23 protein-coding genes are annotated in these 25225 nt (G+C 42.2%); 13 read left to right on the top strand and 10 right to left on the bottom strand.

All coding sequences use genetic code 11. From position 1 onward, the window contains the following. The first annotated feature begins 15 nt into the window (after window positions 1–15). Complete coding sequence (locus FKG96_RS01660) at window positions 16–465, top strand: SRPBCC family protein (RefSeq protein ID WP_149105087.1); 450 nt, start codon at window positions 16–18, stop codon at window positions 463–465. A 73-nt stretch (window positions 466–538) separates the two neighbouring features. On the opposite strand, the gene FKG96_RS01665 is transcribed toward FKG96_RS01660, so the two are convergent. Then, window positions 539–1129, bottom strand: coding sequence for a Crp/Fnr family transcriptional regulator (locus tag FKG96_RS01665; RefSeq protein ID WP_130854886.1), 591 nt, complete (start codon window positions 1127–1129; stop codon window positions 539–541). 157 nt (window positions 1130–1286) lie between these two features. Beyond that, window positions 1287–2054, bottom strand: a complete 768-nt coding sequence (locus FKG96_RS01670; protein ID WP_149105088.1) for an SDR family NAD(P)-dependent oxidoreductase — start codon at window positions 2052–2054, stop codon at window positions 1287–1289. Between the two features lie 256 nt (window positions 2055–2310). On the opposite strand from FKG96_RS01670, the gene FKG96_RS01675 reads away from it, so the two are divergent. The 6 genes from FKG96_RS01675 (at window position 2311) to FKG96_RS01700 (ending at window position 12674) form a co-directional block, all read left to right on the top strand. Beyond that, a complete protein-coding gene (locus FKG96_RS01675) occupies window positions 2311–2883 on the top strand; it encodes an RNA polymerase sigma factor (RefSeq protein WP_013664239.1) in 573 nt (190 codons plus the stop codon). A gap of 152 nt (window positions 2884–3035) precedes the next feature. Then, the gene (locus tag FKG96_RS01680) at window positions 3036–4247 is read left to right on the top strand and encodes a FecR family protein (RefSeq protein WP_149105089.1); all 1212 of its coding nucleotides are present in this window, start codon (window positions 3036–3038) and stop codon (window positions 4245–4247) included. A 268-nt stretch (window positions 4248–4515) separates the two neighbouring features. Further along, window positions 4516–8037 carry a SusC/RagA family TonB-linked outer membrane protein gene (locus FKG96_RS01685; RefSeq protein WP_246860238.1) on the top strand — a complete coding sequence of 1174 codons (3522 nt, stop codon included), beginning with the start codon at window positions 4516–4518 and terminating at the stop codon, window positions 8035–8037. 11 nt (window positions 8038–8048) lie between these two features. Then, window positions 8049–9971: a RagB/SusD family nutrient uptake outer membrane protein gene (locus FKG96_RS01690; protein WP_149105091.1), complete on the top strand. Its 1923-nt coding sequence runs from the start codon at window positions 8049–8051 to the stop codon at window positions 9969–9971. A gap of 59 nt (window positions 9972–10030) precedes the next feature. Then, entirely contained in the window at window positions 10031–11488 is a 1458-nt protein-coding gene (locus tag FKG96_RS01695; protein ID WP_149105092.1) for a sulfatase, read from the top strand. A gap of 67 nt (window positions 11489–11555) precedes the next feature. Beyond that, window positions 11556–12674: a glycoside hydrolase family 105 protein gene (locus FKG96_RS01700; RefSeq protein ID WP_130854880.1), complete on the top strand. Its 1119-nt coding sequence runs from the start codon at window positions 11556–11558 to the stop codon at window positions 12672–12674. Window positions 12675–12702: 28 nt separating this feature from the next. Here the strand turns inward: FKG96_RS01700 and FKG96_RS01705 are convergent, their stop codons facing one another. The 3 genes from FKG96_RS01705 to FKG96_RS01715 all read right to left on the bottom strand — a co-directional run bounded on the left by FKG96_RS01705 (window position 12703) and on the right by FKG96_RS01715 (window position 15270). Continuing rightward, window positions 12703–13515 carry an AraC family transcriptional regulator gene (locus FKG96_RS01705; protein ID WP_130854879.1) on the bottom strand — a complete coding sequence of 271 codons (813 nt, stop codon included), beginning with the start codon at window positions 13513–13515 and terminating at the stop codon, window positions 12703–12705. Window positions 13516–13557: 42 nt separating this feature from the next. Further along, complete coding sequence (locus FKG96_RS01710) at window positions 13558–14529, bottom strand: aldo/keto reductase (RefSeq protein WP_130854878.1); 972 nt, start codon at window positions 14527–14529, stop codon at window positions 13558–13560. A gap of 198 nt (window positions 14530–14727) precedes the next feature. Further along, window positions 14728–15270, bottom strand: a complete 543-nt coding sequence (locus tag FKG96_RS01715; protein WP_130854877.1) for a GNAT family N-acetyltransferase — start codon at window positions 15268–15270, stop codon at window positions 14728–14730. A 58-nt stretch (window positions 15271–15328) separates the two neighbouring features. Between FKG96_RS01715 and FKG96_RS01720 the strand changes: the two genes are divergently transcribed. Further along, entirely contained in the window at window positions 15329–15832 is a 504-nt protein-coding gene (locus FKG96_RS01720; protein ID WP_130854876.1) for a DinB family protein, read from the top strand. Between the two features lie 36 nt (window positions 15833–15868). On the opposite strand, the gene FKG96_RS01725 is transcribed toward FKG96_RS01720, so the two are convergent. The 3 genes from FKG96_RS01725 to FKG96_RS01735 form a co-directional block, all read right to left on the bottom strand. Next, complete coding sequence (locus tag FKG96_RS01725) at window positions 15869–16939, bottom strand: nitronate monooxygenase family protein (RefSeq protein ID WP_130854875.1); 1071 nt, start codon at window positions 16937–16939, stop codon at window positions 15869–15871. 190 nt (window positions 16940–17129) lie between these two features. Beyond that, window positions 17130–17933 (bottom strand): HAEPLYID family protein, encoded by an 804-nt coding sequence (locus FKG96_RS01730; protein WP_130854874.1) that lies wholly within the window; start codon window positions 17931–17933, stop codon window positions 17130–17132. 161 nt (window positions 17934–18094) lie between these two features. Then, a complete protein-coding gene (locus FKG96_RS01735) occupies window positions 18095–18472 on the bottom strand; it encodes a hypothetical protein (protein ID WP_013664252.1) in 378 nt (125 codons plus the stop codon). A gap of 530 nt (window positions 18473–19002) precedes the next feature. On the opposite strand from FKG96_RS01735, the gene FKG96_RS26650 reads away from it, so the two are divergent. Then, on the top strand, window positions 19003–19146 hold the full coding sequence (locus tag FKG96_RS26650; RefSeq protein WP_157622183.1) for a hypothetical protein: 144 nt from the start codon (window positions 19003–19005) through the stop codon (window positions 19144–19146). A 229-nt stretch (window positions 19147–19375) separates the two neighbouring features. Beyond that, on the top strand, window positions 19376–20569 hold the full coding sequence (locus FKG96_RS01740) for an MFS transporter (protein WP_149105093.1): 1194 nt from the start codon (window positions 19376–19378) through the stop codon (window positions 20567–20569). Window positions 20570–20574: 5 nt separating this feature from the next. On the opposite strand, the gene FKG96_RS01745 is transcribed toward FKG96_RS01740, so the two are convergent. Continuing rightward, window positions 20575–21426, bottom strand: a complete 852-nt coding sequence (locus FKG96_RS01745) for a class I SAM-dependent methyltransferase (protein ID WP_149105094.1) — start codon at window positions 21424–21426, stop codon at window positions 20575–20577. Window positions 21427–21562: 136 nt separating this feature from the next. Continuing rightward, window positions 21563–22357, bottom strand: coding sequence for a helix-turn-helix domain-containing protein (locus FKG96_RS01750; RefSeq protein ID WP_149105095.1), 795 nt, complete (start codon window positions 22355–22357; stop codon window positions 21563–21565). Window positions 22358–22650: 293 nt separating this feature from the next. Between FKG96_RS01750 and FKG96_RS01755 the strand changes: the two genes are divergently transcribed. The 3 genes from FKG96_RS01755 (at window position 22651) to FKG96_RS01765 (ending at window position 25223) form a co-directional block, all read left to right on the top strand. Continuing rightward, window positions 22651–24279 carry an arylsulfatase gene (locus FKG96_RS01755; protein ID WP_246860239.1) on the top strand — a complete coding sequence of 543 codons (1629 nt, stop codon included), beginning with the start codon at window positions 22651–22653 and terminating at the stop codon, window positions 24277–24279. A 49-nt stretch (window positions 24280–24328) separates the two neighbouring features. Further along, window positions 24329–24766, top strand: coding sequence for an NIPSNAP family protein (locus FKG96_RS01760; RefSeq protein WP_013664258.1), 438 nt, complete (start codon window positions 24329–24331; stop codon window positions 24764–24766). Between the two features lie 133 nt (window positions 24767–24899). Further along, window positions 24900–25223, top strand: coding sequence for a helix-turn-helix transcriptional regulator (locus FKG96_RS01765; protein ID WP_041387956.1), 324 nt, complete (start codon window positions 24900–24902; stop codon window positions 25221–25223). Window positions 25224–25225: the final 2 nt, after the last annotated feature.

Here is a 25225-nt window from a genome sequence, read left to right on the forward strand (position 1 = left end):
GTAAAAAATAAGGTTATGTCAGAAAATAAGGTATCATTGCACCGAGTTATTAAAGCATCCCCGGAAAAAATTTATCGCGCTTTCACAGAAGCTTTGGCAATCGCTTCTTGGTTACCCCCCTATGGTTTTCTTTGTACCGTACATGATATGGACGTCCGCGTAGGCGGTTCCTTTAAAATGTCGTTTCAAAATTTTAGCACGGGCAATAGTCACTCTTTTGGCGGAGAGTATTTAGAATTGAAAACCAATGAGTTTTTAAAGTATTCTGATAAATTTGACGATCCCAATTTACCGGGCGTCATGACAACCTCCGTGTGGCTTAACAAAACGTCCGTAGGTACGGAATTAAAAGTATTACAAGAAGGAATACCTGCTGTAATACCGGTAGAAATGTGCTATTTGGGCTGGCAGGAATCTTTAGATAAGTTGATTAAGTTAGTTGAACCTGAAATTCCGGATGCATAGTTTGCTCATATAGAATAATAGCCTGCTATTCATTTTTCCACGCTTAAAGAATGAATAGCAGGCTATCATCTAATTACTTATTGGTGGAGTTTTTGGCATATTGCTGCCGCACGCGGCTAAGTGTTTCTCGCGAAACGCCCAGAAAAGACGCGATCATGTGCAAAGGGACTCGACTATAAATCTGCGGGCAAGATTGGATGAAGTTATCGTATTTTTCTTCAGCAGTTTCGCTAATATTGCTAAGGATTCTCTTTTGGTTTACTTCAAAATTTTTGGCATCAAGTGTTTCTCTCAGTTTTTTAAAAGCAGGGATTGTTTCGACGAGCTCTTCAAACTTATCTCTGTGAATCATTAACAATAGACTGTCCTCAAGCGCTTCAATATTATACTTGGAAGGAAGGCCTGAATTATAGCTTTCATAATCGCTTATCCACCAGTTTTCGATAGCGAATCTTAAAATATGCTCGGAGCCGTCCCTCCCTACTTGATAAAGCCTTAGACATCCCTTGGCAATAAAGGAATTATAAAAGCTGATATCTCCCTCTTGTAATAAGTATTGACGCTTGCGAAGTTTTTTCGGGACCACAACGCCCTCAACCCGCTTTATTTCTTCATTATTTAGGCCACCCCTTTCAGCCAGATAGGCAGCTAAAGATTCTAACATTTTTAACAGCTTTTTACAAAGCTATTTAAAATCAGATAAAAAAATCAAGGCCTGAACGATCTTATGAAATGCCTTATTCTTTTTACATTATATATATTGACACAAACGTACGCATATTAAAATCCGGAGAGATTATACGCGCACGTTTGTTGGTTGGTTATTTCATCAAGCTGATATTTGTCATGCCTCCATCCGCCAAAATCTCAGAACCGAGGATGAAGGATGAATCATCAGATGCTAGGAATACCGCAGCTTTTCCGATATCCGAGGGCTGACCAATCCTCCCGGCAGGTATAAGATTTACCCAAAGTCGTTTAACATGATCAACCTCTTCCTGCGATACCAGTTTACTAAATACGGGGGTATCGATTGTTCCCGGAGAAAGTACGTTTACTCTAATTTTTCTGGCTATTAAGTCCAACGATATCCCTTTGGCTAAGGATATAACAGCTGCTTTAGCGGCGCTGTATATCGCCATTCCAGGGGCCGCACGGTGTGCAGCACTTGAGCCGATAAGCACGATTGAAGCCCCATCTTTCATAAAAGGAAGTGCTCTTTGAACGGTAAAGTAGAGACTTTTTAAGTTCAGATCCATATAATGGTCGTAATCCTTTTCTTCAACTTCGGTAATAGCACCCATTTTGGCACCGTCAGCAACGCCTCCTGCATTGACGACAAGCACCTCAATTTTGCCGAAATGATCGAATGTAGTCTTAAATATACGTTCCAAATCATCCAACTTCGTCACATCACCTTGGAGTCCGATAAAACTGTTCCCTAAGTGTTTAACAGATTGGTCGAGCGTTTCTCGGTTCCTCCCGGTGATAACGCCCACAGCACCTTCGTTTTTCAACGCCTCTGCAATTCCGAAACCTATACCGCTGTTACCTCCGGTAACTACAGTTACTTTATCCTTTAATTTCATATTTTACTTTTTATGAATCAAAGGTCAGATACTTTTACAAGTCATGACAAGGACATTTGCCACAAAATTTACGTGATAAATGTCACTTAGACCCTAAATAGACAAGTGTTAAATCGACTAGAATATTTTTGCGTAAGCCGAGTACGGCGGAATTTATAAATCGATTTAGAACTAAGAGGAGCTGCTTTTGTCAAATTTTTCGGTTTCACTTTTTTTTTCGACATTTGAGATTTAGCTATCAGAATCAATTTGACCTATGCCCTCTTTTGTAGTGGATATCAATGCGTTTAATGCTGGAGAACGGAAAACGTTTGACGGAGTTTACCGTTATTACTCGCGGCCGCTACAGCATTTTGCCTTTTCGTATGTGCATAACCACGCATTGGCGGAAGAGATTGCAAGCGATAGCATGCTCAAGCTGTGGAATAACCGCCAGCAGATTCGTACGGAGCAGCAAATTAAAGCTTTTCTCTACATCGCTACACGCAATGCTTGTATTGATAATTTGCGGAGCAGCCGCACGCGCCCTATGCAGTACTTACCGGAAAATATAGATGACCTTGCAATACAAGCTCCCGAAGTTTATAATCGTATCTTATACGCTGAACTATTGCAACAAATTGAGGAAGCGGTGGACAAACTGCCTCCTAGTCAGCAAAACGTCTTCCGAAAGAGTTTCCTTGAAGGCAAGACTACCGATGAAATTGTAAGCGAAACAGGCATGACGGAGTCATCGATATTCACCCAGAAATCAAAGGCAGTAAGTACCCTCCGCAAATTATTGAAGGGAAATCTTTTATTTCTCTTGTGGCTCGCCAAGCTACCATAATCATCATCAACGTTATTATTTGGTTTGGATGATCGCATCTTCCCTATGCATTATCAACGACCTAATAAAAAAATGAATTTTTTTGGTAAGGTTTATCCTCTGCATCCGTATCTATATTATCTGTACCCCTAACCAACAAATAGACAGAAAAAATGGAACGGATCAGTCAATTACTTTACAAGCACCTAAAAGGCATTCTCACGCAGGCTGAGCATGCTGAGCTCATGGCTTGGGCTGCTGCAGATCATGGCAATTGGGAACTCTTAAACAAAGTGATTGACGAGGAAGGCCTCGAAACTCATGTTCGGGATTGGTATGCGATTCCCAGGCGATCGGTAGCAGACGATGCTCGTTTGGAAGCTGCCATTGCGCAGCAGGAGGCGTCCATCAGGAACCTGCATTTCCGTCAGCGAATAAGGCGCATACTTCCCTATGCAGCGGCCATATTGATTATCTCATTTGCTGGCATCTGGTATACCTATAATCAAGAGGTACACCAAGTGCACGAAATCGCAGCTGAAGATATATCAAACGGCGGCAATAATGCATTTCTTACCTTAACAGACGGTCGGAAAATAGATTTGAGCACCGGGCAATCGGGAATTATTATTGAAAATGGCCAAATCACCTATGAAGATGGTTCATCGCTCGCGGTGTTACCCGACGTAGGTAGAACAGTGCAAACGAATTCTACACTGGAACTTTCTACACCAAGAGGCGGAACCTATCGGATGACCTTACCCGACGGTTCTAAAGTCTGGCTCAATGCTGCTTCTACTATTAAGTATCCAAGTAATTTTATTGGCAAAGAGCGTATTGTGGAGATCAGTGGTGAGGCTTATTTTGACATCAAAAATGACCGTCAAAGACCCTTCAAGGTGCTTAGCAAAAACCAAGAGATTGAAGTTTTAGGTACAGAATTTAATATCACTGCCTATCCAGATGAAAATGAAACCAAGACCACCTTGGTGGATGGTAAGATACGCTTGTCTTGGTCCGCAAAATCCGAAGGCACTGCTTCCCTGAATAAAACGATAATATTGATACCCGGTGAACAAGGAAGGCTGGGTAACGGGCGAATCACCAAATCCAAGGTAGATATTGCAGCGTATACTGCTTGGAAGGATGGCTTTTTCTATTTTAATAGAACGCCTACAGCCGTAGCCATTACGCAGTTGGCAAGATGGTACGACTTGGATGTAATTTATGAAGGAACGGGACCAGAGGCCAACCTATTTGCTTATATCGACCGCAACAAACCATTAAGTGCTGTTTTAAAAGCGCTTGAAAAGAGCGAGTTGAAATTTAAGGTCGTCCAAAAAGGGCAAAGAAAACAACTGATTGTTTTCGGAGAACAACGATAAAATTAACCAATTCATTAGATAGAAAACCCAAAAAAGAGGAGTAACCATGATAGAAACATAAAACCAAACTGATCAAATATATCCGCAAAAAAAGCGGATGATGGTAACGACATCACCCGCTCATTCTGTCTGGATTTTGATATTCGGCACATTCTTCCTGAAGCTGCCGAAAAACCAATTTTTAAAAGCCAAACTAAACAAATATATGATTTTTACATCACGTATAAGGGTATTTTATTGCCCCTATAGATACCGATTATTACTTACTATGAAATTAGCGCTTCTCTTAACGGTCGCCTTTACCATACAAGTTATGGCCGAAACCAAGGCACAAACTGTTACGCTAAATGCCCGTAATAAAACGCTTCGCGAGGTATTACTGGAAATTCAAAAACAACATGGGTATTCATTTTTGTTTCGTGGAGATAATATAGCGGATAGACGCATTACCGCTCAATTGAATCAGGTGGATTTTGTTGACGCGATGCGTGTTATATTAGATGAAAATGGGTTTGCCTGGTCATTGGAAGATGGGATTATTACCATCAGGAAAAAACCTCAGGTGACTGCAACACAGATAAGCCCCTTACAGCTGCGGAGTTTTTCCGGACGGGTGACCGATGAACACAACACCCCATTACCGGGGGCAACCGTGAGCATTAAAGGCACAACCGCAGGTACAAAAACCAATGAAAATGGTGTTTTTGAAATCAAAACTTCCCTAGCCAACGGTATCTTCGTTTTCAGCCTAATGGGTTATGCCCCGGTAGAAGTGCCATTTAATAGCAACACAACGATAAATGTTACCTTGAAGGAAACATTGAGTGACCTCGATGAAGTAGTGGTGGTGGGATACGGTACTGCCAGAAAGAGTGACCTAACCGGGGCGATTACACAGCTGAAACCGGATGAAATTGCCGATGAAAATCCGCGTACCGTTCAAGATATTTTAAGGGGTACACCCGGTTTAACGATTGGACTGGATGCATCAGCAAAAAACGGTGGTAGTATCAACATACGTGGCCAGCGTTCAGTATATACGGAAGCGAACCATAACTCTCCTTTGTTGATTTTGGACGGGGTGATTTTCTATGGCGAGCTATCCGAAATTAATCCGGACGATATTGAACAGATCGATGTATTGAAAGATGCCTCGGCAGCGGCTGTCTATGGTGCGCAGTCTGCTAACGGGGTACTCATCATTACCACAAAAAAAGGAAAGCAGGGAAAGCCCAAAATTAATTTTACCTCAAACCTAGGACTTTCAACGATGGGTGCCAACCGACCGGTTTGGGGCCCCGAGGGGTATTTACAATACAGGCAAGACTGGTACATCGCCGGTACGTATGACATCAATCCGACTACAGGTAATTACGAGCCTTACATGTCCGGTAGTACCGACGCTCTACCTGCTAAAGGTAAGCCTGGTTATTATGAAAAACTGACCCCCGAAATGCTGGCTAAATATGGAATAACGGAGGCCGATTGGCGAGCTTATTCCGTTAACGGAGCCGATGCTTCCAATGAAGAAATATTTGCCAGACGGATCGGTCTCGATCATAATGTGTTAACGAATTATCTTGCCGGAAAGACCTTCGATTGGTACGATCATAGTTTCCGTAACGGTTTTAATCAAGATCATAATGTGAGTATTTCCGGTGCCAGCGATAAGATAAATTATTATATGTCCGCCGGATATTTGTCTAATCAGGGTGTTATCGTAGGCGACAATTACCGGGCTGTACGGTCGAACCTCAAAGTAGATGGTAAGGTGACAGACTGGTTAAATATTGGTGCGAATATAAATTTTCAGGATCGTACGGATGGAAACATCGCCACGGATTGGGGTAGAGCTATCACGTTAAATAGCCCTTTTGGGTCTTATCGAGATGAGAACGGGAACCTCGAAGTACACCCGCAGGGTTCCGGTCTTACGGGGCTTATTAGAGGCTATAATTATGATTTTGACAGACAATTCCAAGATCTGGAAAGTGGCTATACCGTGTTAAATTCCATTTTCACAGCTAAAATAAAACTGCCTTTTAACATTACCTATTCATTTAATGGTTCGCCCAGGTATCAGTGGTTCTACAAACGCTATTTTGCTTCATCAACACACCCGGATTGGAACCCGCTTTCTAATAATGCGGGGGTAGATCGCGAAAACAGTAAACGCTTTGACTGGTCGATCAATAACACGATTAACTGGGAGCAAACCTTTGCCGAAAAGCACCGAGTAAATATAACCCTGGTGCAGGAAGCGGAAGAGCGGCGATACTGGTGGGATGTTATCAGGGCCCGGAATATAACACCTACCGATGCGTTGGGCTTTCATGAAACGAGTGGTGGAGACAGGTTGCGAAGTGAATTTGATACCGAAGACAGTCGGCAAACGGCAGACGGTATGTTGGCCCGCCTTTTCTATTCGTATGACGATAAGTATATGTTTACGGGTTCGGTACGCAGGGATGGCTACTCGGCATTTGGTACCTCCAATCCACGGGCTACTTTTTTGTCTGCCGGATTAGCCTGGACGTTTACCAAAGAAAATTTCTTTAATTGGAATGCCATGAGTAATGGGAAACTGCGCCTGTCTTACGGACAAAATGGCAATCGTTCGCTTGCAAACCCTTATATTGCATTGGCCAACTTAGCCAATGGTGTGGGCACGCAGGGCTATATCAACGCAAATGGCGACTATATACAGTATCAGTACCTACGGATAGACCGCTTAGCCAACAAGGATCTGCAGTGGGAGAAAACCGCTTCGTTCAATATCGGTTTGGACTTCGGCTTTCTGGATAATCGTATAGCAACGACCTTGGATTATTTTCAAATGTCCACTACCGACATGATCATGAACCAGTCTTTACCGAATTTTTCGGGTTTTACCAGCATTACTACCAATTTGGGTGAAGTGCAAAACAATGGATTCGAAATAGCCATCAATACACAGAACATCATGAAAAAGGACTTTAGTTGGAGCACTTCTTTTGGTTTTTCAAAATATAAAAACACCATTAAGCACCTGTATTACCAATATCAGGATGTGCTGGATGCGAATGGTAATGTGGTGGCCAGCAAAGAAGTAGACGACATTGGAAATGGATGGTTTATTGGCCAGCCTATCAGCGCTATCTGGAATTATAAAGTAACCGGAATTTGGCAGGTTGATGAAATAGACGAAGCCGCCCGGTACGGACAACGTCCCGGTGATCCTAAAGTAGCCAATAACTACACCGCCGATGATATCCAGAATGCAGACGGGAGCATGCGTCCTGTCTACAACGATAATGATAAAGAGTTTTTGGGGCAAACGCAGGCGCCTATTATGTGGTCGCTACGGAACAATTTCACTTATAAAAATTTTAACTTTTCTTTTAATATCTATTCATACTGGGGGCATAAGAGCACGAACGGGGCTTATCTGAATCAGGATAACGGAACCTCAACGATTAGCCAGGGCTTGGCAAATACTTATGAGAAACCTTATTGGACACCGGAAAACCCAAGTGATTTTTGGGCGCGTTTAGAATCGAAAGGACCTGCGGGTCTTAACGCTCCCCAAAGAGTATTCGACCGATCTTTCATCAGGTTGGACAATATAAGTTTGGGCTATGCATTACCTAGTAAATTAATCTCGCGCTACCACATCGAAAATATAAGAGTTTTTGGTTCGGTTCGGAATGCGGCCGTATGGCGTAAAGATAAGAATTGGCGGTATTGGGATATCGAAACTGGGGCGATGGCACCAAGAATATTCACTTTGGGGGTAAACCTAACTTTTTAAAAACATTAATTATGAAAACGAAGACTTATTATATATCGGTTATCAGTATATTATCAGTTACTTTATTGGCCAGCTGCACAAAGGATTATTTAAAGCCAGATCCACTTTCGTTTTACGAACCTGAACTTACCTTTTCAACACGTTCTGGTTTAGACGCGACCGTTGCGATGGCAGACAGGCATTTGCGTACCTATTGGAGCCATTTGGAAACAAGGGATGTATCTGTCCCGATTAGTACCGAATATATGCTGTCGGACGTAGCGGTTTCCGGTAAAACAGACGACGGTAACATTTTTGCTGATGTGGCAACGCGCCTTACGCCGACGGACGGAATGCACGACAATCAAATAAACACGATTTCTTTTTTCTGGGATCAGACCTATATGGGTATCAAATATGCCAATACAATCACGAGTTTCATTGATAATGTGCCGGATTTGGATGAGGCTACCAAGCGCGAATACCTAGGTAGAGCCTACTTTCATCGGTCTTTTCGGTATTTGGCACTTTGTTTCCAATTTGGAGATGTACCACTGGTGACGAAAATATTAACAGCACCCAAACAAAACTATAAAACTTCCAGTCGCGCAGCTATTTTGGAAATGATTACCGCGGATATGGAGAAAGCGGTGGAATGGGTGCCGGAACAATCGCAAATGGCCTATGTTGGCATGATCAATAAGGCCGCTTGCCGTCAGCTTTTAATCAAATGCTACCTAGCCACGGGCCAGTGGGATAAGGCAATTGAACAGGCCAATATACTGATTGATCGTTCGGGATATGCATTGATGACGGAAAACTTTGGTACATTTGATAATCCCTCTCCTATTGCATGGCCTGTTACCCGCAATGTGATATGGGACTTGCATCGCCCTATAAATAAAGCTATCGTAGCAAATAAAGAAGCGATCCTGGTAATGCCTAATCGCGAGGGCACAGATGCTACCATTCGGTATAAATCGATGCGCAACTGGGGTCCTATGTGGAACCAGGCGGCATTGAAATCACCCAGTGGAAAGGTTCTGTTGGCTGCCGCCAAAACCGATTCTAAATATAGAGCTGAATATGACATTAATGGTTCGGTAGGCAGAGGGATCGGATTGATAAGACCTACTCATTTTGCTCAATACGGTCTTTGGTCTGTTAACGGAATTGAAGATACGACTGATTTGCGGCACAACAGCACCGTCGGCAACTGGGCCCGCATGGAGATGCTTAAATATAATGATCCTACAGATGCCTATTATGGACAAAACTTGCGCCTGTACGAAGGTACCACGCTCTTATGCACCGATACAATCCGCAGCTGGTTTAATTGGCCTCACTATAAGATATACATCGATGACCCTGTATTCCTAGCAACGCCTACTTCGAACAGAAATGATGGTGGAGCTGCCGACTGGTACTGCTACCGTTTGGCAGAAACCTATCTACTAAGGGCAGAGGCACAATTTTATAAAGGAAATATTGGAATGGCGACAGCAGATGTCAATACCGTAAGAAAAAGAGCACAGTGTAGCCAGTTCTATGCAAGCGTTACCATTGGTGATATCGTTAATGAGCGCGCTCGTGAACTATATATGGAAGAATGGAGACACATGGAATTAAGCCGCATATCCTATAGTTTGGCATTGAGCAATAAAGCAGATGAATGGGGTAATACGTATCAACTAAATAACTTATCAGACAACAATTATTGGTACCAGCGTATTCAACATTACAACGATTATTATAATAAAAACAAGGTAACTGTTAGGAATAGAAGCTATACCATAGCGCCTCATAATATTTATTGGCCCATTCCTCAGGATGCAATTAATTCTAACCTGTATGCCAAATTACATCAAAATCCCGGTTACAGCGGCTATGACGCAGGAGTTGAAATGTGGACTAACTGGCAGGATGCCGTAGCTGATGAAGATACTACGAATTAAGCATTACATAGGTCTATTGAATTATGTAATGGATTAATAAATCAATAAAAATCAAAAATATGATGTGCAAGAAACGATTTCTTTTCATGTTGGCAATATTTTCTTTTCAATTATTATTTGCCCAGCGGAAGACGGCTAATCAGCCTAATATCGTCCTCATCATTGCCGATGATATTGGTTGGGGCGATATTGGCTGCTATGGCAACAAGGATGTAAGAACGCCTAATATTGACGCCTTAGGTTCTGCCGGGTTAGTATTTAAGAACATGTATCTTACAACCAGCAGTTGTAGCCCCAGTAGAAGCAGCATCATTACCGGCCGGTATCCACATAATACGGGGGCGCCGGAACTACATGATCCGCTCCCGGCAAGGCAAATCATGTTTCCGGAGATACTCAGAAAAGCAGGATATTATACAGCACTTTCGGGCAAAAACCATATGGGCCCCGCTGTAAAAAAAGCATTTGATATGATTTCATCAGGTAAGGGCCCCGGTGCGGAGGAAGACTGGGTGTCTATCCTTCAAAACCGACCTGAGAACAAACCCTTTTTTATGTGGTTTGCTTCGCACGATGCGCACCGCGACTGGCAGTTCGATGAACGGGGTATAACACACGATCCGGAAAAGTTAAAGGTGCCGCCCATGTTATACGACGGCCCTGAAACGCGCAAAGATTTGGCGGCCTATTACCATGAGATTTCCCGTCTCGACTACTATGTTGGAAAGGTGGTGGAAGAACTTAAACATCAAGGCATTCTTGAAAATACCTATATCATTTTTATGAGTGATAACGGGAGCCCTTTTCCGCGCAACAAAGTGAGATTATATGATAGCGGTATAAAAAGCCCTTTTATTATGATCGGCCCTGGCATAAATATCGCAGAGAATAGCTCCTTATTTAGCGCCATTGATATCGCCCCTACCATGCTGGACATAGCAGGAATCGCTACAACAGATAAGCGAATACAGGGAAAAAGCTTTTTCGGGGTGCTACAAGGCCGCGAACAGATGATACGTGATTTTGTTTTTGCTGAACATAACTGGCACGTGTTTCAAGGTTACGAACGCATGGTTCGCTATAAGGATTGGGTATATATCCGAAATGGCTTCCCTGAAAGGCAGAACCTTGCCGGTGAATCAACGAAGATGTTCCCGGCAGGCAAAGAACTTTGGGAAGCTTATGAGAGAGGCTTGACCAATGCAGCACAGGAAGATGTTTTCCTGAAGCCGCGAAAGCCAGAAGAACTCTATAACCTATCCGGAGATACCTTTCAGTTTACCAATGTGGCAGAGGTGGGCAGTAATCAGAAGATACTAGCTTATCTGCGAAAGGTTCTTGATGAATGGATCGTAGAGACCGGTGATTCGAAGCCTCAAAACCCTACACCGGATCGGGACGATGTGGAAGGAAAACGACTTCCGGGAGCGTGGAAGAAAAGAGAGAAGCCAGGTGAACGGAACGAAGCCGATACCATAAACCGATCCGGTCCTATACTTGAAAAGGATCTCAGATAGCAAAACGATTATTTTTAATCATGCTTTCAAAAAAACTTAAATTTTCTCATAATTAAAAAACCATTCAATGAAGTATTTAAAAAAACCATTTTTGTTATTACTAACAGTATGTTCGTTTCAAATCTTATTGGCGCAAAATGTGTTGACCAACTTTCCGAAAGGATCAATGCCGACGGAAGTTGGTAAACGATTGGCTTATCATTTTATAGATGGGAGGCATGAGCTATATGCCGGGCGGTTTATCCATTATGCAGAGGTATGCACCTGGAATGGCGCTTTGGACTATGCTGTAAAAACTAATGACCAAAAGCTTATTAAACTCCTGCAGGAAAAATTTGAACCTTTTTTTACAACAGAAAGGGTATTATTGCCTCCCATGAACCATGTGGATTATAATATGTTTGGAAGTCTCGCACTCAAGCTTTATCAGATAACAAAAGAAGAGCGCTATAAAACTTTAGGACTGGCCTATGCTGATTCGCAATGGAATGTGCCAACAAATGCTAAAGCAGAGGAAAAAGCCTGGGCAGATAAGGGGTACTCCTGGCAGACACGTCTTTGGATTGACGATATGTATATGATTACGGTTGTACAAAGTGAAGCATATAAAGTGACGGGTGATCGTAAATACCTGGATCGAGCGGCAAAGGAAATGGTACTTTATTTAAATGAGTTACAGCGTCCCAATGGCCTTTTCTACCACGCTCCTGACGTCCCCTATTATTGGGCGAGAGGCGCCGGATGGATGGCAGTAGGAATGCCAAATCTGTTAAGGTTATTACCTTTAGACCATCCAGATCGATCACGTATTATGGAAGGTTATTTGACAATGATGAAGAGTTTGAAAAATTATCAGGGGGAAAGTGGTATGTGGAACCAGCTTATTGATGAACCTGATTTCTGGCCGGAAACCTCAGGAACAGGGATGTTCGCTTACGCTTTTATTGTTGGTGTGAAGGAAGGGTGGTTGGATGCGGCATCCTACGCTCCAGCTGCACGCAAAGCGTGGCTGGCGATGGTTCCTTACATTGACCAGCGTAATAATGTAACCGAGGTTTGCATCGGTACCGGCAAAAAGAATGACAAACAGTATTATCACGACCGTCCGCGAAATGCAGGAGATCTTCATGGGCAAGCACCTTACCTTTGGTGTGCAGCTGCGCTACTGGAAAAAGGCACAAAATAGTCGAACTCTCTACTAAGCTCGAAAACTTTTAGAGCACCCACTCAGTGGGTGCTTTGCCGAATTTCTTCTTAAAAGCGTGTGAAAAATGTGAAAGACTTTCAAATCCGAGATCAAGGTAGATGGCAGAGGGCTTCTTGTTCTTTCTTTCTATAAGATGTCGGGCTTCGGCCAGTCTTCTTTCTTGCAGCCAATGGCGAGGTGCCATGCCGAATATCTTATGGAAATCACGCTTGAAACTAGCCAGGCTTCTTCCTGTAAGCCCGGCAAATTTTTCAATAGGAATGTTATAATGAAAATTATTCAACATAAATTTTTCCAAATCGATCTTATAGGGCTCAGAAAAATCGAACAAAAATTCTTTGAGCTGAGGCATGGTATTAAGCAACAGATATACGACCTCTTTTACTTTTAACAAGCCTAACGTATTGATTATTTTTTCCTCAGGATGACGAATATAGGGAATAATGGATTGAAAAAAGGCCGCTAAAAAATCGTTTTCAGGGATGAGAATATTGGAAGGTCCGGCATATTTTTGTCCTATCTCAATTTGCTCTTCAAGCGCAATCTGCCGTAACAAATCTTCTTGCAGGCTTATAACAATCGTCTGATAGTCCTCATTCTCCAAGGGCGTTTTAGTAATCTCTCCCAGCTGATTTTTTCGCATTAATAACATCTGACCGCGACTCATTGAAATTTTTTGATCCGCAGTTTCCAACGTGAAATAGCCTGAAACTAGCAACACCAAGATGTTGTGCCCCAAGAATGCTCCTTTTTCCTTCCTCTTACTTGAAAGATAGGAAAAAAAAATTACTCCAGGGACTATTTCGGTTGGACTCGTCATGATGTAAAGATATAAAACAGACAGAATTTATGCGTAGTCCGATTAGCGCTGTAAATAAGTACCACCGAGTATTGCATTGGGTGAAAAATGTGTATTGAGGGCGTTCATCTCCTCTGCCGTGAAGTTTATTTCCATCGCTTGCATATTCTCCGGTAGCCGGGATCTCCTGCTCATGCTTACCAATGGCATTACATGATCACCTTGCTTATTTACCCAAGCAATGGCTAGCTGCGTTGGCGTGCATTCTTTTTCTTTCGCCATTTGCTTTAAAAATTCGACTTTTTCCAGATTCCTAATCAGATTCTCTCCTTGAAAACGCGCGAAGTGATTTTGGTAGCTATCGGCCGGAAGCGGCGCTTTCATTTCACCGGTGAGTAAACCTTCGGCCGTATTGGCAAAGGCTACTACACCTATACCTAGCTCTTTAGCAGTGGGAAGCAGATCATGCTCGATTTGACGGTCAGCCAATGAATAACCTATTTCCAATGCCGACACCGGGTAAACACTATTCGCTTTTCGTAGTTGTTCGGCCGTTATTTCTGAGACACCGAGGTGACGTACCTTTCCTTCTTTAATCAGGTCTGCAATAGTTCCTATAATATCTTCTACCGGAACACTGTTATCCATTCTACAGGGTTGATAAAGATCGATGGTATCTATTCCCAACCTAACTAAAGAATAATTTATGAAATTTTTGATAGCTATGGGGCGTAAGTCGAGCCCAATCCATTGGCCTCCATAAAAGATCGCACCAAACTTGACGCTTATGAAAGCCTCATCGCGTCTATTCTTAATGGCTTTACCTACTAATAATTCGTTGTGACCACTACCATAAAAGTCGCCTGTGTTCAAAAAATTAATACCATTGTCTAAGGCCATTTGAATGGTAGCGATGCTTTCCTTTTCATCGTTCACCTGTCCTCCCCAAACGGGCGACATGCGCATACATCCTAGTCCGAGCTTGGACACAAGTGGTCCATTTTTACCTAAGGTTATCTTTGTTATTGTTGCCATTGCTGCTATTTTATGATTAACGGTATAAAGGTCCGTTTTTTTGCGCCGAGATTGCTTTCTCTTACGGCTCAATTTACTTGTCTGGACGGCTCAAGTATCGAGCTGATACGGTGTTCAACCAGTTTAAGGGGGTAAACAGTCTTTCTTGTCGTGAACCGAATTAGGATTCTGTCTTTTATGGCGTTAATGGCTTAGCCCTCATAGAAAACGGAGATACCAAAAGAGTGCAGTTTCTGCTTTTTCTGTTTGGATACCGCTATACAGGTACTGATCATAGCCTCCGAGGATAAACCCGTACTGCTTGTAGAATTTACAAGCGGCAACATTATTGTTTTGCGTCTCCAAGCGTAGTCCTGCCAACCCTTCTTGTTGTGCCCAATTAGCCGCGGCATTCATCAACAATTTTGCCGCGCCTAAACGACGCAGACTTAGATCAACCGCGAGATCATCGATGGAAGCATAGCCATTCCAAAAGTGGGAAACAGCAATGTAGCCTCTTGGTCTAAAATCGAGATCATCAACAACAAATAAGGCAGCCTCGGCATTACCGATATGCTCTTTTAAAGAGGTTGCATCAAAATCATATATTTTTTCGTACGGAACAGCAAGCGTACTTTCTATGAGATCAGATCCGTCAAAGGGTTCAATAAAAACGGACCGAACCTCAAATGCGTAAAAACCCTCTGCCAATTGAGCGACGTCTCCTTCACGCGCCTCTCTAACTTTAAAGTGCCTTGTCATCCAGAATAAGACTTGTAAAAAAAATGCAATTTAGTTAAGTTTGTGAAAACAACCGATTATGATACTAGAATCCCTAATTGCTGAATTTGAATACGAAGTAAACAGTACTAGAAAACTATTACAAGCTGTACCGGAAAGAGATATTAATTACAAACCTTCTACCATTTCATGGACAATGGGCGAGCTCGCGCAACATATCGCTACCATATATTACTGGTATGTGGGTACACTTACACAAGATGTGTACGACTTAGCGGCAGATCACCTTGAACGCGGAGAGGCGGTTGATATCAAAGCAACTATTGAACTTTTTGAAGAAAATGTGGAAAGGGCACGGGCGGCATTGAAGTCGATAAAGGAAGAAAACTTGCAAGACCCGTGGACCATGAAAGTGGGCGAACGTACGGTACTTGGACCGATGCCGCGAGGTATTGTAGCGCGAAATTTTCTTTTTAATCATATTTATCATCACCGTGGCGAATTGATTGTTTATCTTCGTGCCACCGGCAATAAGGTGCCAGGCCTTTACGGACCAACCTACGAAGAAATGACAGGGCGCTAATAAAGCCCTGTCAAGCAGATGCAACAACATAAGGTATCAAGCTAATAAAATGGATGCTTCTTGAACTAAGGATTCCATTAATCCGGCTGCATTACGATGAATAAAGCTTTGTGCGTGCTGGCCTGCCCAAAAGTTTACTAAATCTGTTTTTCCCTGCTCTAACGCAGCTTTTTTTAACGGTGCCAACAATTTTGTATGTAAGGGAAATGGCAGTACCTCTTGCTCAAAGGGGATTTCGTCAGCGATACGATTTTTGATCATCCTACCCATTCTTCCGGTAAGCGATTTCGAGACAACGGTATATCTACTCTCGTCTGAAAAAAGCTTAGCACGATGCGTCGCGGTTGCGTTACACTCTTCGCAAGCAACGAAGGCTGTGCCCAACTGTACGGCATCAGCTCCCAAATTGAATGCCGCTGCAATCCCCTTCCCATTGGATATCCCCCCCGCTGCAATGATTGGAATTTTAACCTTGGACTTCAGTTGCTGTAGAAGGGCGAACAATCCGGTAAACGACTCCTGAGGCGAGCGAAGAAAAGAAGGTCGATGCCCACCTGCTTCAAAGCCGGCAGCCACGAGGGCATCAACTCCTGCTTCTTCTAACAGAAGTGCTTCATCAAGCGTTGTGGCAGCACCCACTGTTCGAATATTCAGTCGTTTACATTCTCGAAGGATTTCAGATGATGGCGCACCGAATATAAAGCTGAATACTGTCGGCTTAATTTCGAATATAACCTCAACCTGACTTTCGAATTTGGATGGGATATCTGTGGATAAGTCTGGCATGGGAATGCTTAGTTCATCGAAATAGGGCTTGAATTGTTGCTTCACCTGTTCCACCTTTTTCACGGAATAGTCCGTCAGCCGTTCATCAACATCTGATACCCATAAATTAAAGTTATAAGGTTTATCAGTTAACCGGCGAATAGCTTTATCCGCTTCCCTTATCTCTTGAGGCGTTAACGTGTAAGCACCAAAGCTACCTAAACCGCCCGCATTAGAAACAGCTGCCAATAATTCGGGTGTTGAAAACCCTCCTCCCATTGGACCGAGTAAAATCGGGTATTTAATACCAAACAATTCGGTGATTTTTGTTTGATTCCACATTTCTATTCGTTTTTATTATGCCTTGCCCGGAATTATACTTATGCCTCTAATATATTTAAAAGTATCCTGCAATGGAATAATTTGTTAGGTTTTTACTTTTAGGTGTTATCAATTCTATATCCTTTGAATGGATAAGCCAAAATTGTCATTCTGCGTTGACGTAACGAGATTCAAGACGAACTTTACTTCACTAGAGTTCCAAAATCAATCGTGTCATGAAACCAGCCCTTTCAGTTGTATTCCTTAATGGCACTCCTATTACGAGGCCGACAGATACTGCATCGTTTAATGCCAGCTTTAGCTGTGGATGCAGTACACTATGCCATCCGGCCACATTCTTTTCCTGGTTACATTCTATTCCCAAAAAATATCCTCCATCCCATACATAATGGATACTTGTATGTAATTGATATCCTATGTAATTGTCCCCTTTACTGGAAGAAAACATCCACTCGGGTCCGGTGTACAATAAGGAGTGGACATGTTTTCCCCATCGTCTTGCTATGATTAGTATTGGATTCTCTGAGACTCCTTTCATTAATTGGTGTCGATGGCGAATAGAATAAAAAGAGTGAAAACGAAATTCATGTATAAAAGCAAATGCCATGGAAGTTTGCCAATCTTCAGACACCAAAAAGGTATACTGGTTCGCCCACTTAAGCCCTTCTATCCGATTACTCGGAACATTTGCCAACGGATCCGAATGATTTCCTTTATAAAACGAAAAATCAGTTTCCACCTCCATTCCCCATCGATTTGCGACAGCGAATTCGAACTCCGCAAACCCTCCCATTTCCTTGTATCTCCCGTTCATTCCGTAACTCAAACCGATGTTAATCTCTTTTTCTCCTTTGTGAGCGCCGAGATCACGTATTAAATCCATATAAAGTGGTTCGGCATGCTTTAGCTTTAGCGGTAATGTACCTGACTCCACTTGGGCACAGCTGTTTTTGGTAGTCGCAAGCAGCAACATCAATAGTATCCATTTTATCATCCAATGTTCCTTTGTTTAATGGCAAGCTTAGAAAGGGAAACTGGAAAGAAGTTGGAATTGCGTAAATCTCTTTTATTTTATTTAGGTGTGTTACAAGAATAAATCCTCTCAAAAAAAAGAAAGGCGACCTAAGCCGCCTTTCCTATCTATTAGGTTTGATGCTATGCCATCGCAGCAGATATACCGTATCGCTGTGATTGACGAGCTAATGCAGTATTATACTCCTCAAGTAACGAAATATATTTATCTTTCCAATACGATACCTCCTCCACATGTTGGATAGAATCGTGGAACACTTCTTTTTTGCGTTCGAACTCCATTTGAAAATCTTCGGAGTTGAAAAGCTCGGGGAATTCCCGCGAAAAATCGTGGCGTAGTGTTACACCGATCTTGAAAATAATCTCTGATTTAACTCGTGGTTGCCCGAACCAGTTATAAATTGATCTTCTATTCACTTTCATCAAACGACTTAACTCACTAATACTGTAACCGTTGCGCCTAATTACCATTTCGATAATTTCGCCATAATGTTTGTCCATAGGTATGCTTTTATTTCAGTAGCACAAAGGTGAGAAATAAAGTAAAAAGTAACAGAAGGATTAATACCTAAATTAACACAGGAAATTTCCTGTTTTTGAGAAAAAATGCTGAAACTTTCATTTGATTTCGCCTCAATATCACAAATCCGCAAAGCAGGCACATAAAATTTGTGAGCAGATTAAAACAAAAAACCCAATAAAGAAACAGATTCGCTATTTCCTTTATAGTTTTAAGATTTTTTTGTAGAACTAAAAACAATACATCAACTTGACGGTTAATTATTAACAATAAATTTTGTTTTTACTAGTTATAAAGCTCCTCGAAAGAGGGGCTTTTGCGTTATTAACCCTACATCGATCCATGCGGCCGGTAATCGTATTTATTTTGATCTCTAGTACTACATCAAAGGCAACTATTTTCATGGCCGTTAACCTAGTAATTACAAATGGAGAAACGATCCATCGCACCAAAAATGATTATAAGGATTAATATATTTCCATAACTTTGTAAGTCACTTATCGGTTACCTCATGAAAGAACTTAAAGTATCCATGCTCATAAAAAAATACCAACGCCTGATTGAGTTGGAACCCAACGAACTCAAAAGAAATATTTATCAAGCAGTTTTAGAGGATCTGATGAGTTTACTTGAAAATAAAGTAGCTCCCAAATGATAATAACACAAAAAAAGTTCTATCTCGGAGCCCATAGGATCTTCCCTTTACCGAAAGGCAACGGATATTCATGCGGTTGGTACGCTGGGACCTGTCCAAATCAACCTCCAACAATGTCTAATTCACACCCGTTATAATCGACCGTAGGCTAGTAGTTTTGTACATTGACAAACGAATTTTAAAAGAACATTTGTAAAAAAACAAATGAACGACTTAGTCCCTTTAGTCTATGAAAATGAAATCGGCTGAATTTATTGCACTCTCCGCTTGCACGATGATGCTTACCGCCTTGGGAATTGATATTATGCTGCCCGCATTTAGTGAAATTCGGAAACATTTTGGCCTCGCTGCGGAATCAAACGCCACGGCGCAAATAATAGTATTCTTTTTTATGGGGCAGATTGCACAACTCGTTTTCGGTGCACTTTCTGATCGTTTTGGCAGATTAATTATTTTGCGAATTGGATTTCCTCTATATATTATCGGCGGCATTGCTGCAACTTATGCACCCAGCCTAAGCATTATGTTAGTCGCCCGCTTTATAGCCGGAATGGGAGCATCAGCTGTTTTTATGACCGCGATCGCCGGTGTGAGGGACCGGTTTGTTGGCGATAAAATGGCTAGCATCTTATCGCTGATCTTCACCATATTTTTGTTCACACCTGTTTTTGCTCCCTTCTTAGGTCTGGCGATTCTATCTTTTTCGACTTGGCGTGCCGTATTCTTAACACCACCCTTATTTGCGGTTGTAGTATTTGTTTGGTCATTGCGGATGGAAGAGTCGCTGCCGCTTGAGAAACGCAGTAAACTGAACTGGAACACTATCAGTCAATCCATACGATCCATTCTTAGCAATAGCGTATTTCTAAGATATACAGCAGTTACCACGTTTCTTTTCACAGGTTTAAGTTCTTGGGTTTCTAGCTCTGAACATATTTTGGGAGAAATATACGGAAGACCGGAACTATTTGCATGGATCTTTGCAAGCGTTGGTTTTATTGCTGCCTTATCAGCACTTACTAATTCACGGCTTTCATCTAAGTTTGGCGCAAGACGAACCATACGAGGGCTGTTGATTGTTTACAGCCTCGTAGGAGCATTATTGCTTGCCTGCACCTTTGCTTGGGGAGATCCGCCACAGATGACTTTATTTTTTATTGCCATTGCTTTATTGGTTGGCCTTAATTTAGCAGTTGAACCAAACAGTAGTGCATTGGCAATGGAACCAATGGGCGACAGGGCAGGAATGGCATCGGCTATATATGGAACTTCATTCTTTTTCATTGGGGCGGCCTTGGGCTCGTTTATAAGCAATCTGCTGGCCAACACGGTATTCCCATTGATTGCCTCCTTTTTTTTAATTGGAATTGTTACCCTTGCTTTAGTATTCGGAGATAAACGGCCAAGCACGGCCCGGTCTTAATCGTGTTAAGTTGCTGCCAATAAAAACACTTCTCCACTCGCAGGCAAAAGCTGATCAGCTCTGTCTTTGAAATAGGTTTGCTCCATCTCTTTAGTAGAAAATACCCGCGCCTCCTTAAAACCTGCTTCCTTAGCTAAGGCCAACACCTCATGTGGTGCAAAAAAACTCACAAATGGTGTTCCTGCTTCACGGGCGCCCTTTTCCGCTATTTGTTGTAAAGGTTTGTCTTCCTCATCCATTAATGCTAGCGGTAAATAGAAAGTCATAGCAAGTTGCGAGCCCGTGGCGAGTGAAGCGATCTGCTTCAGGGTGGATACAATAGCTTCCCTAGTAAGATATAGGGTTACACCTGTACAAACCACTACGGCAGCTTTATTCGCGTTAAATTTTGATTTTAGCAGTTCTTCCAACCACGAGGTGGCTTCAAAATCGACCGGTACAAAGTGTAAATAATCGGGTATATTATACCCTAAATCAATAAGCCGCTTTTGTTTCCATGCTAGCGTACTTGGTTGGTCTATCTCAAACACTTGAAGCTTGGACGCAATATCCGGCCTGCGTTGTACGAAGGTATCGAGCCCGGCACCAAGAATTACATACTGCTGAATACCGTGCGCACTTTGGTCAATGATTAAGTCCTCAATGAAACGGGCGCGGGCAACAATTGAAGCGCGAAGACGCTTCGTAAATTCCGGATGCATGTGGGGTCGTTCCCGCCAACCGGCATCGGGTGCAACGAGCCTCAATCCTAGGTCATCTTCTATTATAGGCGGTTTTCCGTCCACTTCTAAATGTAAAGCTCTCCATAAAGCGGTTCTTACCGCCGTATTATCCGGTTCCATTATCTTTTGTTCCATATGTTTTTTCCTTTCTGCATGGGAGCTAAGTCCAACCAGTTAATGGTATTTTTCATGCTTTTAAATTTTCAATTCACAGCGTGCAAAAATAACGCCTCTGAACTTTTGAAAATTGTAAAAAACCGACACGACTTGTTTAGGGTCTCCATTCGGGAAAGCCCGGCATACGTTCCGCAGCATCTCTTTTATATATCTTGGGGCTTACTCCCGAAAACCGTTTAAAATCGTGAATAAAATGGGATTGGTCGAAATAGTCAAGCGAATACGCAATATCTGTTAATGAAGCACCGCTGCGCTCTTTCAACAATGTAATTGATCGTTGGAAACGCATTATACGGATGTATAACTTTGGACTAATGCCAATATAGCTTTGAAAAAGGCGTTCCAATGAACGTTCAGATAGGTTAAGCTTGTTCAAAAGATGAGGAATGTTACCCCCTCTCTGCAATATCTCTATGGCATAGGTCAGCATTGTACCCGAATCTTGACGACGACCCGCAAGCCTGTTAAAACAGGTAAAAAGACAATTTGCTTGTTCTTCCAGCGAATCAGCATGGAGCAACTGTTCGGTCAAAGAGGTTTTAATCAGATCATGAATATTTATATGCTCGTCCCTTAGCTCGTTGGCATTCAGATTGAATAAACTTTTAAGGGCCGTCGGTCGAAAATTTATACCGCTTAGCTGAATACGCCCTTTCGCTTGTAAATTTCCATAGTGCGTTGCTTGGCCAAAAATAAACAACTGTGGTAATCGCTCCCCTCCAAAACCAGTAAATACGGCGGGATCTCGCTGAAAAATGAGTCCGGGAAAGCCACTGGACATAACCGTAAATACCCTTTGTGACATATCATCGACGGGTGCTTCCAAAGACCATAGGCAACTAATATATCGTGCTAACGATGGCGGCGGCGCTATTGTCCGATAATTCATATTCTAAACTTTGCTTTGCTAAAATACGGGATCAAAAAAAATAAAAAAAGAGCGGATACCCATAAGGCCGGATTTAACGCTTTAATAAGAGAACGTTGATCTTTAACAAAGACGCATGATCTCCATTAACTGTTGACATCAATGGCCTTTCAAAGAAATCGGTACAATTTATTCACATAATAAGTATCTTTCTTTCGTAATTTCATGTAGGTGTATTTATTATTTTTACCTGCAAATAAGTTTCATCGGCTATAGTAGTAAGTATCACGAATGCCTCAAAAGCCACAAATAACATGAAAAGAAAACCGAAAATAAATCATATAATACCACTTCTTGTCTTGACTTTTTTGCTATCTTATTTTAGAACGCTTGCGCAAGATCGTCCGAATATTATTGTGATCTTGGCAGACGATTTAGGATATGCCGACTTAGGGTGTTATGGAAGTGAAATTCCAACACCAAACCTGGATAATTTAGCTAAACGAGGTATCCGCTTTACCAATTTCTATAATACTGCTCGCTGTTGCCCTTCTCGTGCGACTTTGCTTACAGGCGTTTACGCTCACCAAGCCGGTATTGGGCACATGATGGACGACAAAGGGCCTGAACATCCGGGATATCGCGGACAGCTGAATGATCACACAATCACCATCGCCGAATTATTGAAAAACGCAGGCTATTTTACCGCTATGACCGGCAAATGGCATGTCGGCCAGCCTCATGGCGTAGTTCCCTGGAAGAGAGGCTTCGATCGTTCACTGAATGCACCGGCAGGTGGTTTTTACTACGGTAACGGAAAGAACGCAAAACTTTTTTTAAATGGCCGTGCATTAGACAATAACGCTAAAGAATTACCTAAGAACTGGTACTCAACCGACTTATGGACAGACTATGGATTGCGCTTCATTGATGAAGCTATTTCAGAAAAAAAGCCCTTCTTATTATATCTGGCGCACAATGCTCCCCACTTTCCATTACAGGCTCCGGCTGCTGAAATTGAAAAATTTAAAGGTAAATATATGAAAGGTTGGGATGCATTACGACGGGAACGCTATGAAAAACAAAAGAAACTTGGGCTGATTGATCCGTCTTGGAAATTGCCACCATTCAACCCTAATGTACCTAAATGGGAAACCCTCAGTAAGAAAGAAAAAGAAAAGTATGATCACATCATGGCTATTTACGCCGCTGTAATAACGCATCTTGATAAAAGTATTGGTGATTTGGTATCGGGACTGGAAAAAAGGGGTGTATTGGACAACACACTGATTCTTTTTATATCCGATAATGGAGGAAACGCAGAACCGGGCTATGAAGCTAAGTACGAAGGCCCTGATCCTGGATCCTCACAGTCGACCGTGTTTTTAGGACAAGGGTGGGCGGAAGCTGCCTGTACACCATTTTGGTCATATAAGCATCATACCCATGAGGGAGGGATTTCTTCTCCTGCCATTATTTCCTGGCCAAATGGCATTCCTACCTCGCGAAATGGAGCGTTTGAGCGGCAATCTGCGCATATTGTAGACATACTAGCAACGCTCGCTGAGATCGGCAGGGCCGACTACCCGAACAGCTGGAAAGGAAAGGCAATTTTACCGCCTGAAGGGATTAGTTTAAAACCTATCTTAGCTGGTCAAAGACTTAAAAGATCGCAGCCCATCTTTTGGGAACACGAAGGGAATAAGGCTGTACTAGATGGCAGATGGAAGCTTGTTGCCGAGTGGCCTGAAACATGGCAACTCTATGATCTACAAGCCGACCGCACCGAATTGCACAACTTGATATTGGAAGAACCGGAAGTGGCCGGGCGCTTAAAACAACAATATGAATCGTGGTTTAAGCGTGTAGGCGCCGAAGCATGGGATAAAGGAGTGAAGTGGTTCTATGATTATGAAAAAGCGAAAAGCGAAACAATAAAATAATTTATACTCGCCTACAATTTGTATCTTTCATGTATCAAAAAGTGACTTTATGAACTTCTTAATTTTTTTTACGCTGATTCTTTTTACGGCAACGGGCTACGCCCAGCAACCCGAGCAAACAACATCAAAAAAGATTCATCAATTAAGAATCTATGAGATTTTTGATCATAATAAAGACGCATTTCATAAAAGATTTAACGATCATGCGCTGCGTATCATGAAGTCTTATAACTTTCATATTTTAGGTATGTGGGAAGCTAAAACTGATGATAAAACTAAATTTATCTATTTATTAGAATGGCCTGATACGCAAACGATGGAAAGCTCTTGGAGTAAATTCATGGCAGATGAAGAATGGAAAAACATTAAACAGGAAACGGGAAAAACGCATGGTGTTATGGTCGGCGAAATTGAAGATATAAGAATGAATTCTGTCCCTTATTTCCCTACCTCCGGTTTATCCAACCACTTCACTCGTGGCAACTGATCAATACTAAAGGATATTCCCTGCATTAGGGCCTAGGTGTGCAGTACCGGCTAAAAGATAATTGAGAATTTCTTTTAAAAAAAATTGCGTAGCTAAATAACTACACATATATTTGTAGTCAAATAGCTACATGATGAACTTAAGAAGAGACGTATTCCAAGCCATAGCTGATCCAACCAGAAGGGCTATACTTTTATTGCTTGCTTCGCAATCGATGACTGCAGGCACCATCGCTTCCAACTTTGATACCGCCAGGCCGACCGTTTCCAAACATCTTCAAATACTTACAGCGTGCGAATTGCTTGCTCAAGAGCAAAATGGAAGAGAGATTTACTATCACTTAAACCCTCGAAAGATGAAAGAAATTGCGGATTTTATTGAACAATTCAGGCAATTATGGGAGGATCGATTCGACAAGCTCGAGCATATTATGAAAAACTACAAAATAGATCAATAAGA

Source organism: Olivibacter sp. LS-1 (assembly GCF_008245145.1).
Lineage (GTDB): Bacteria > Bacteroidota > Bacteroidia > Sphingobacteriales > Sphingobacteriaceae > Olivibacter > Olivibacter oleidegradans.

Excerpts from the sequence above, each read along its gene's own strand:
- FKG96_RS01660 (WP_149105087.1), top strand. The coding sequence starts at position 16 with ATGTCAGAAAATAAGGTATCATTGCACCGAGTTATTAAAGCATCCCCG.
- FKG96_RS01665 (WP_130854886.1), bottom strand. The coding sequence starts at position 1,129 with ATGTTAGAATCTTTAGCTGCCTATCTGGCTGAAAGGGGTGGCCTAAAT.
- FKG96_RS01670 (WP_149105088.1), bottom strand. The coding sequence starts at position 2,054 with ATGAAATTAAAGGATAAAGTAACTGTAGTTACCGGAGGTAACAGCGGT.
- FKG96_RS01675 (WP_013664239.1), top strand. The coding sequence starts at position 2,311 with ATGCCCTCTTTTGTAGTGGATATCAATGCGTTTAATGCTGGAGAACGG.
- FKG96_RS01680 (WP_149105089.1), top strand. The coding sequence starts at position 3,036 with ATGGAACGGATCAGTCAATTACTTTACAAGCACCTAAAAGGCATTCTC.
- FKG96_RS01685 (WP_246860238.1), top strand. The coding sequence starts at position 4,516 with ATGAAATTAGCGCTTCTCTTAACGGTCGCCTTTACCATACAAGTTATG.
- FKG96_RS01690 (WP_149105091.1), top strand. The coding sequence starts at position 8,049 with ATGAAAACGAAGACTTATTATATATCGGTTATCAGTATATTATCAGTT.
- FKG96_RS01695 (WP_149105092.1), top strand. The coding sequence starts at position 10,031 with ATGATGTGCAAGAAACGATTTCTTTTCATGTTGGCAATATTTTCTTTT.
- FKG96_RS01700 (WP_130854880.1), top strand. The coding sequence starts at position 11,556 with ATGAAGTATTTAAAAAAACCATTTTTGTTATTACTAACAGTATGTTCG.
- FKG96_RS01705 (WP_130854879.1), bottom strand. The coding sequence starts at position 13,515 with ATGACGAGTCCAACCGAAATAGTCCCTGGAGTAATTTTTTTTTCCTAT.
- FKG96_RS01710 (WP_130854878.1), bottom strand. The coding sequence starts at position 14,529 with ATGGCAACAATAACAAAGATAACCTTAGGTAAAAATGGACCACTTGTG.
- FKG96_RS01715 (WP_130854877.1), bottom strand. The coding sequence starts at position 15,270 with ATGACAAGGCACTTTAAAGTTAGAGAGGCGCGTGAAGGAGACGTCGCT.
- FKG96_RS01720 (WP_130854876.1), top strand. The coding sequence starts at position 15,329 with ATGATACTAGAATCCCTAATTGCTGAATTTGAATACGAAGTAAACAGT.
- FKG96_RS01725 (WP_130854875.1), bottom strand. The coding sequence starts at position 16,939 with ATGTGGAATCAAACAAAAATCACCGAATTGTTTGGTATTAAATACCCG.
- FKG96_RS01730 (WP_130854874.1), bottom strand. The coding sequence starts at position 17,933 with ATGATAAAATGGATACTATTGATGTTGCTGCTTGCGACTACCAAAAAC.
- FKG96_RS01735 (WP_013664252.1), bottom strand. The coding sequence starts at position 18,472 with ATGGACAAACATTATGGCGAAATTATCGAAATGGTAATTAGGCGCAAC.
- FKG96_RS26650 (WP_157622183.1), top strand. The coding sequence starts at position 19,003 with ATGAAAGAACTTAAAGTATCCATGCTCATAAAAAAATACCAACGCCTG.
- FKG96_RS01740 (WP_149105093.1), top strand. The coding sequence starts at position 19,376 with ATGAAAATGAAATCGGCTGAATTTATTGCACTCTCCGCTTGCACGATG.
- FKG96_RS01745 (WP_149105094.1), bottom strand. The coding sequence starts at position 21,426 with ATGGAACAAAAGATAATGGAACCGGATAATACGGCGGTAAGAACCGCT.
- FKG96_RS01750 (WP_149105095.1), bottom strand. The coding sequence starts at position 22,357 with ATGAATTATCGGACAATAGCGCCGCCGCCATCGTTAGCACGATATATT.
- FKG96_RS01755 (WP_246860239.1), top strand. The coding sequence starts at position 22,651 with ATGAAAAGAAAACCGAAAATAAATCATATAATACCACTTCTTGTCTTG.
- FKG96_RS01760 (WP_013664258.1), top strand. The coding sequence starts at position 24,329 with ATGAACTTCTTAATTTTTTTTACGCTGATTCTTTTTACGGCAACGGGC.
- FKG96_RS01765 (WP_041387956.1), top strand. The coding sequence starts at position 24,900 with ATGAACTTAAGAAGAGACGTATTCCAAGCCATAGCTGATCCAACCAGA.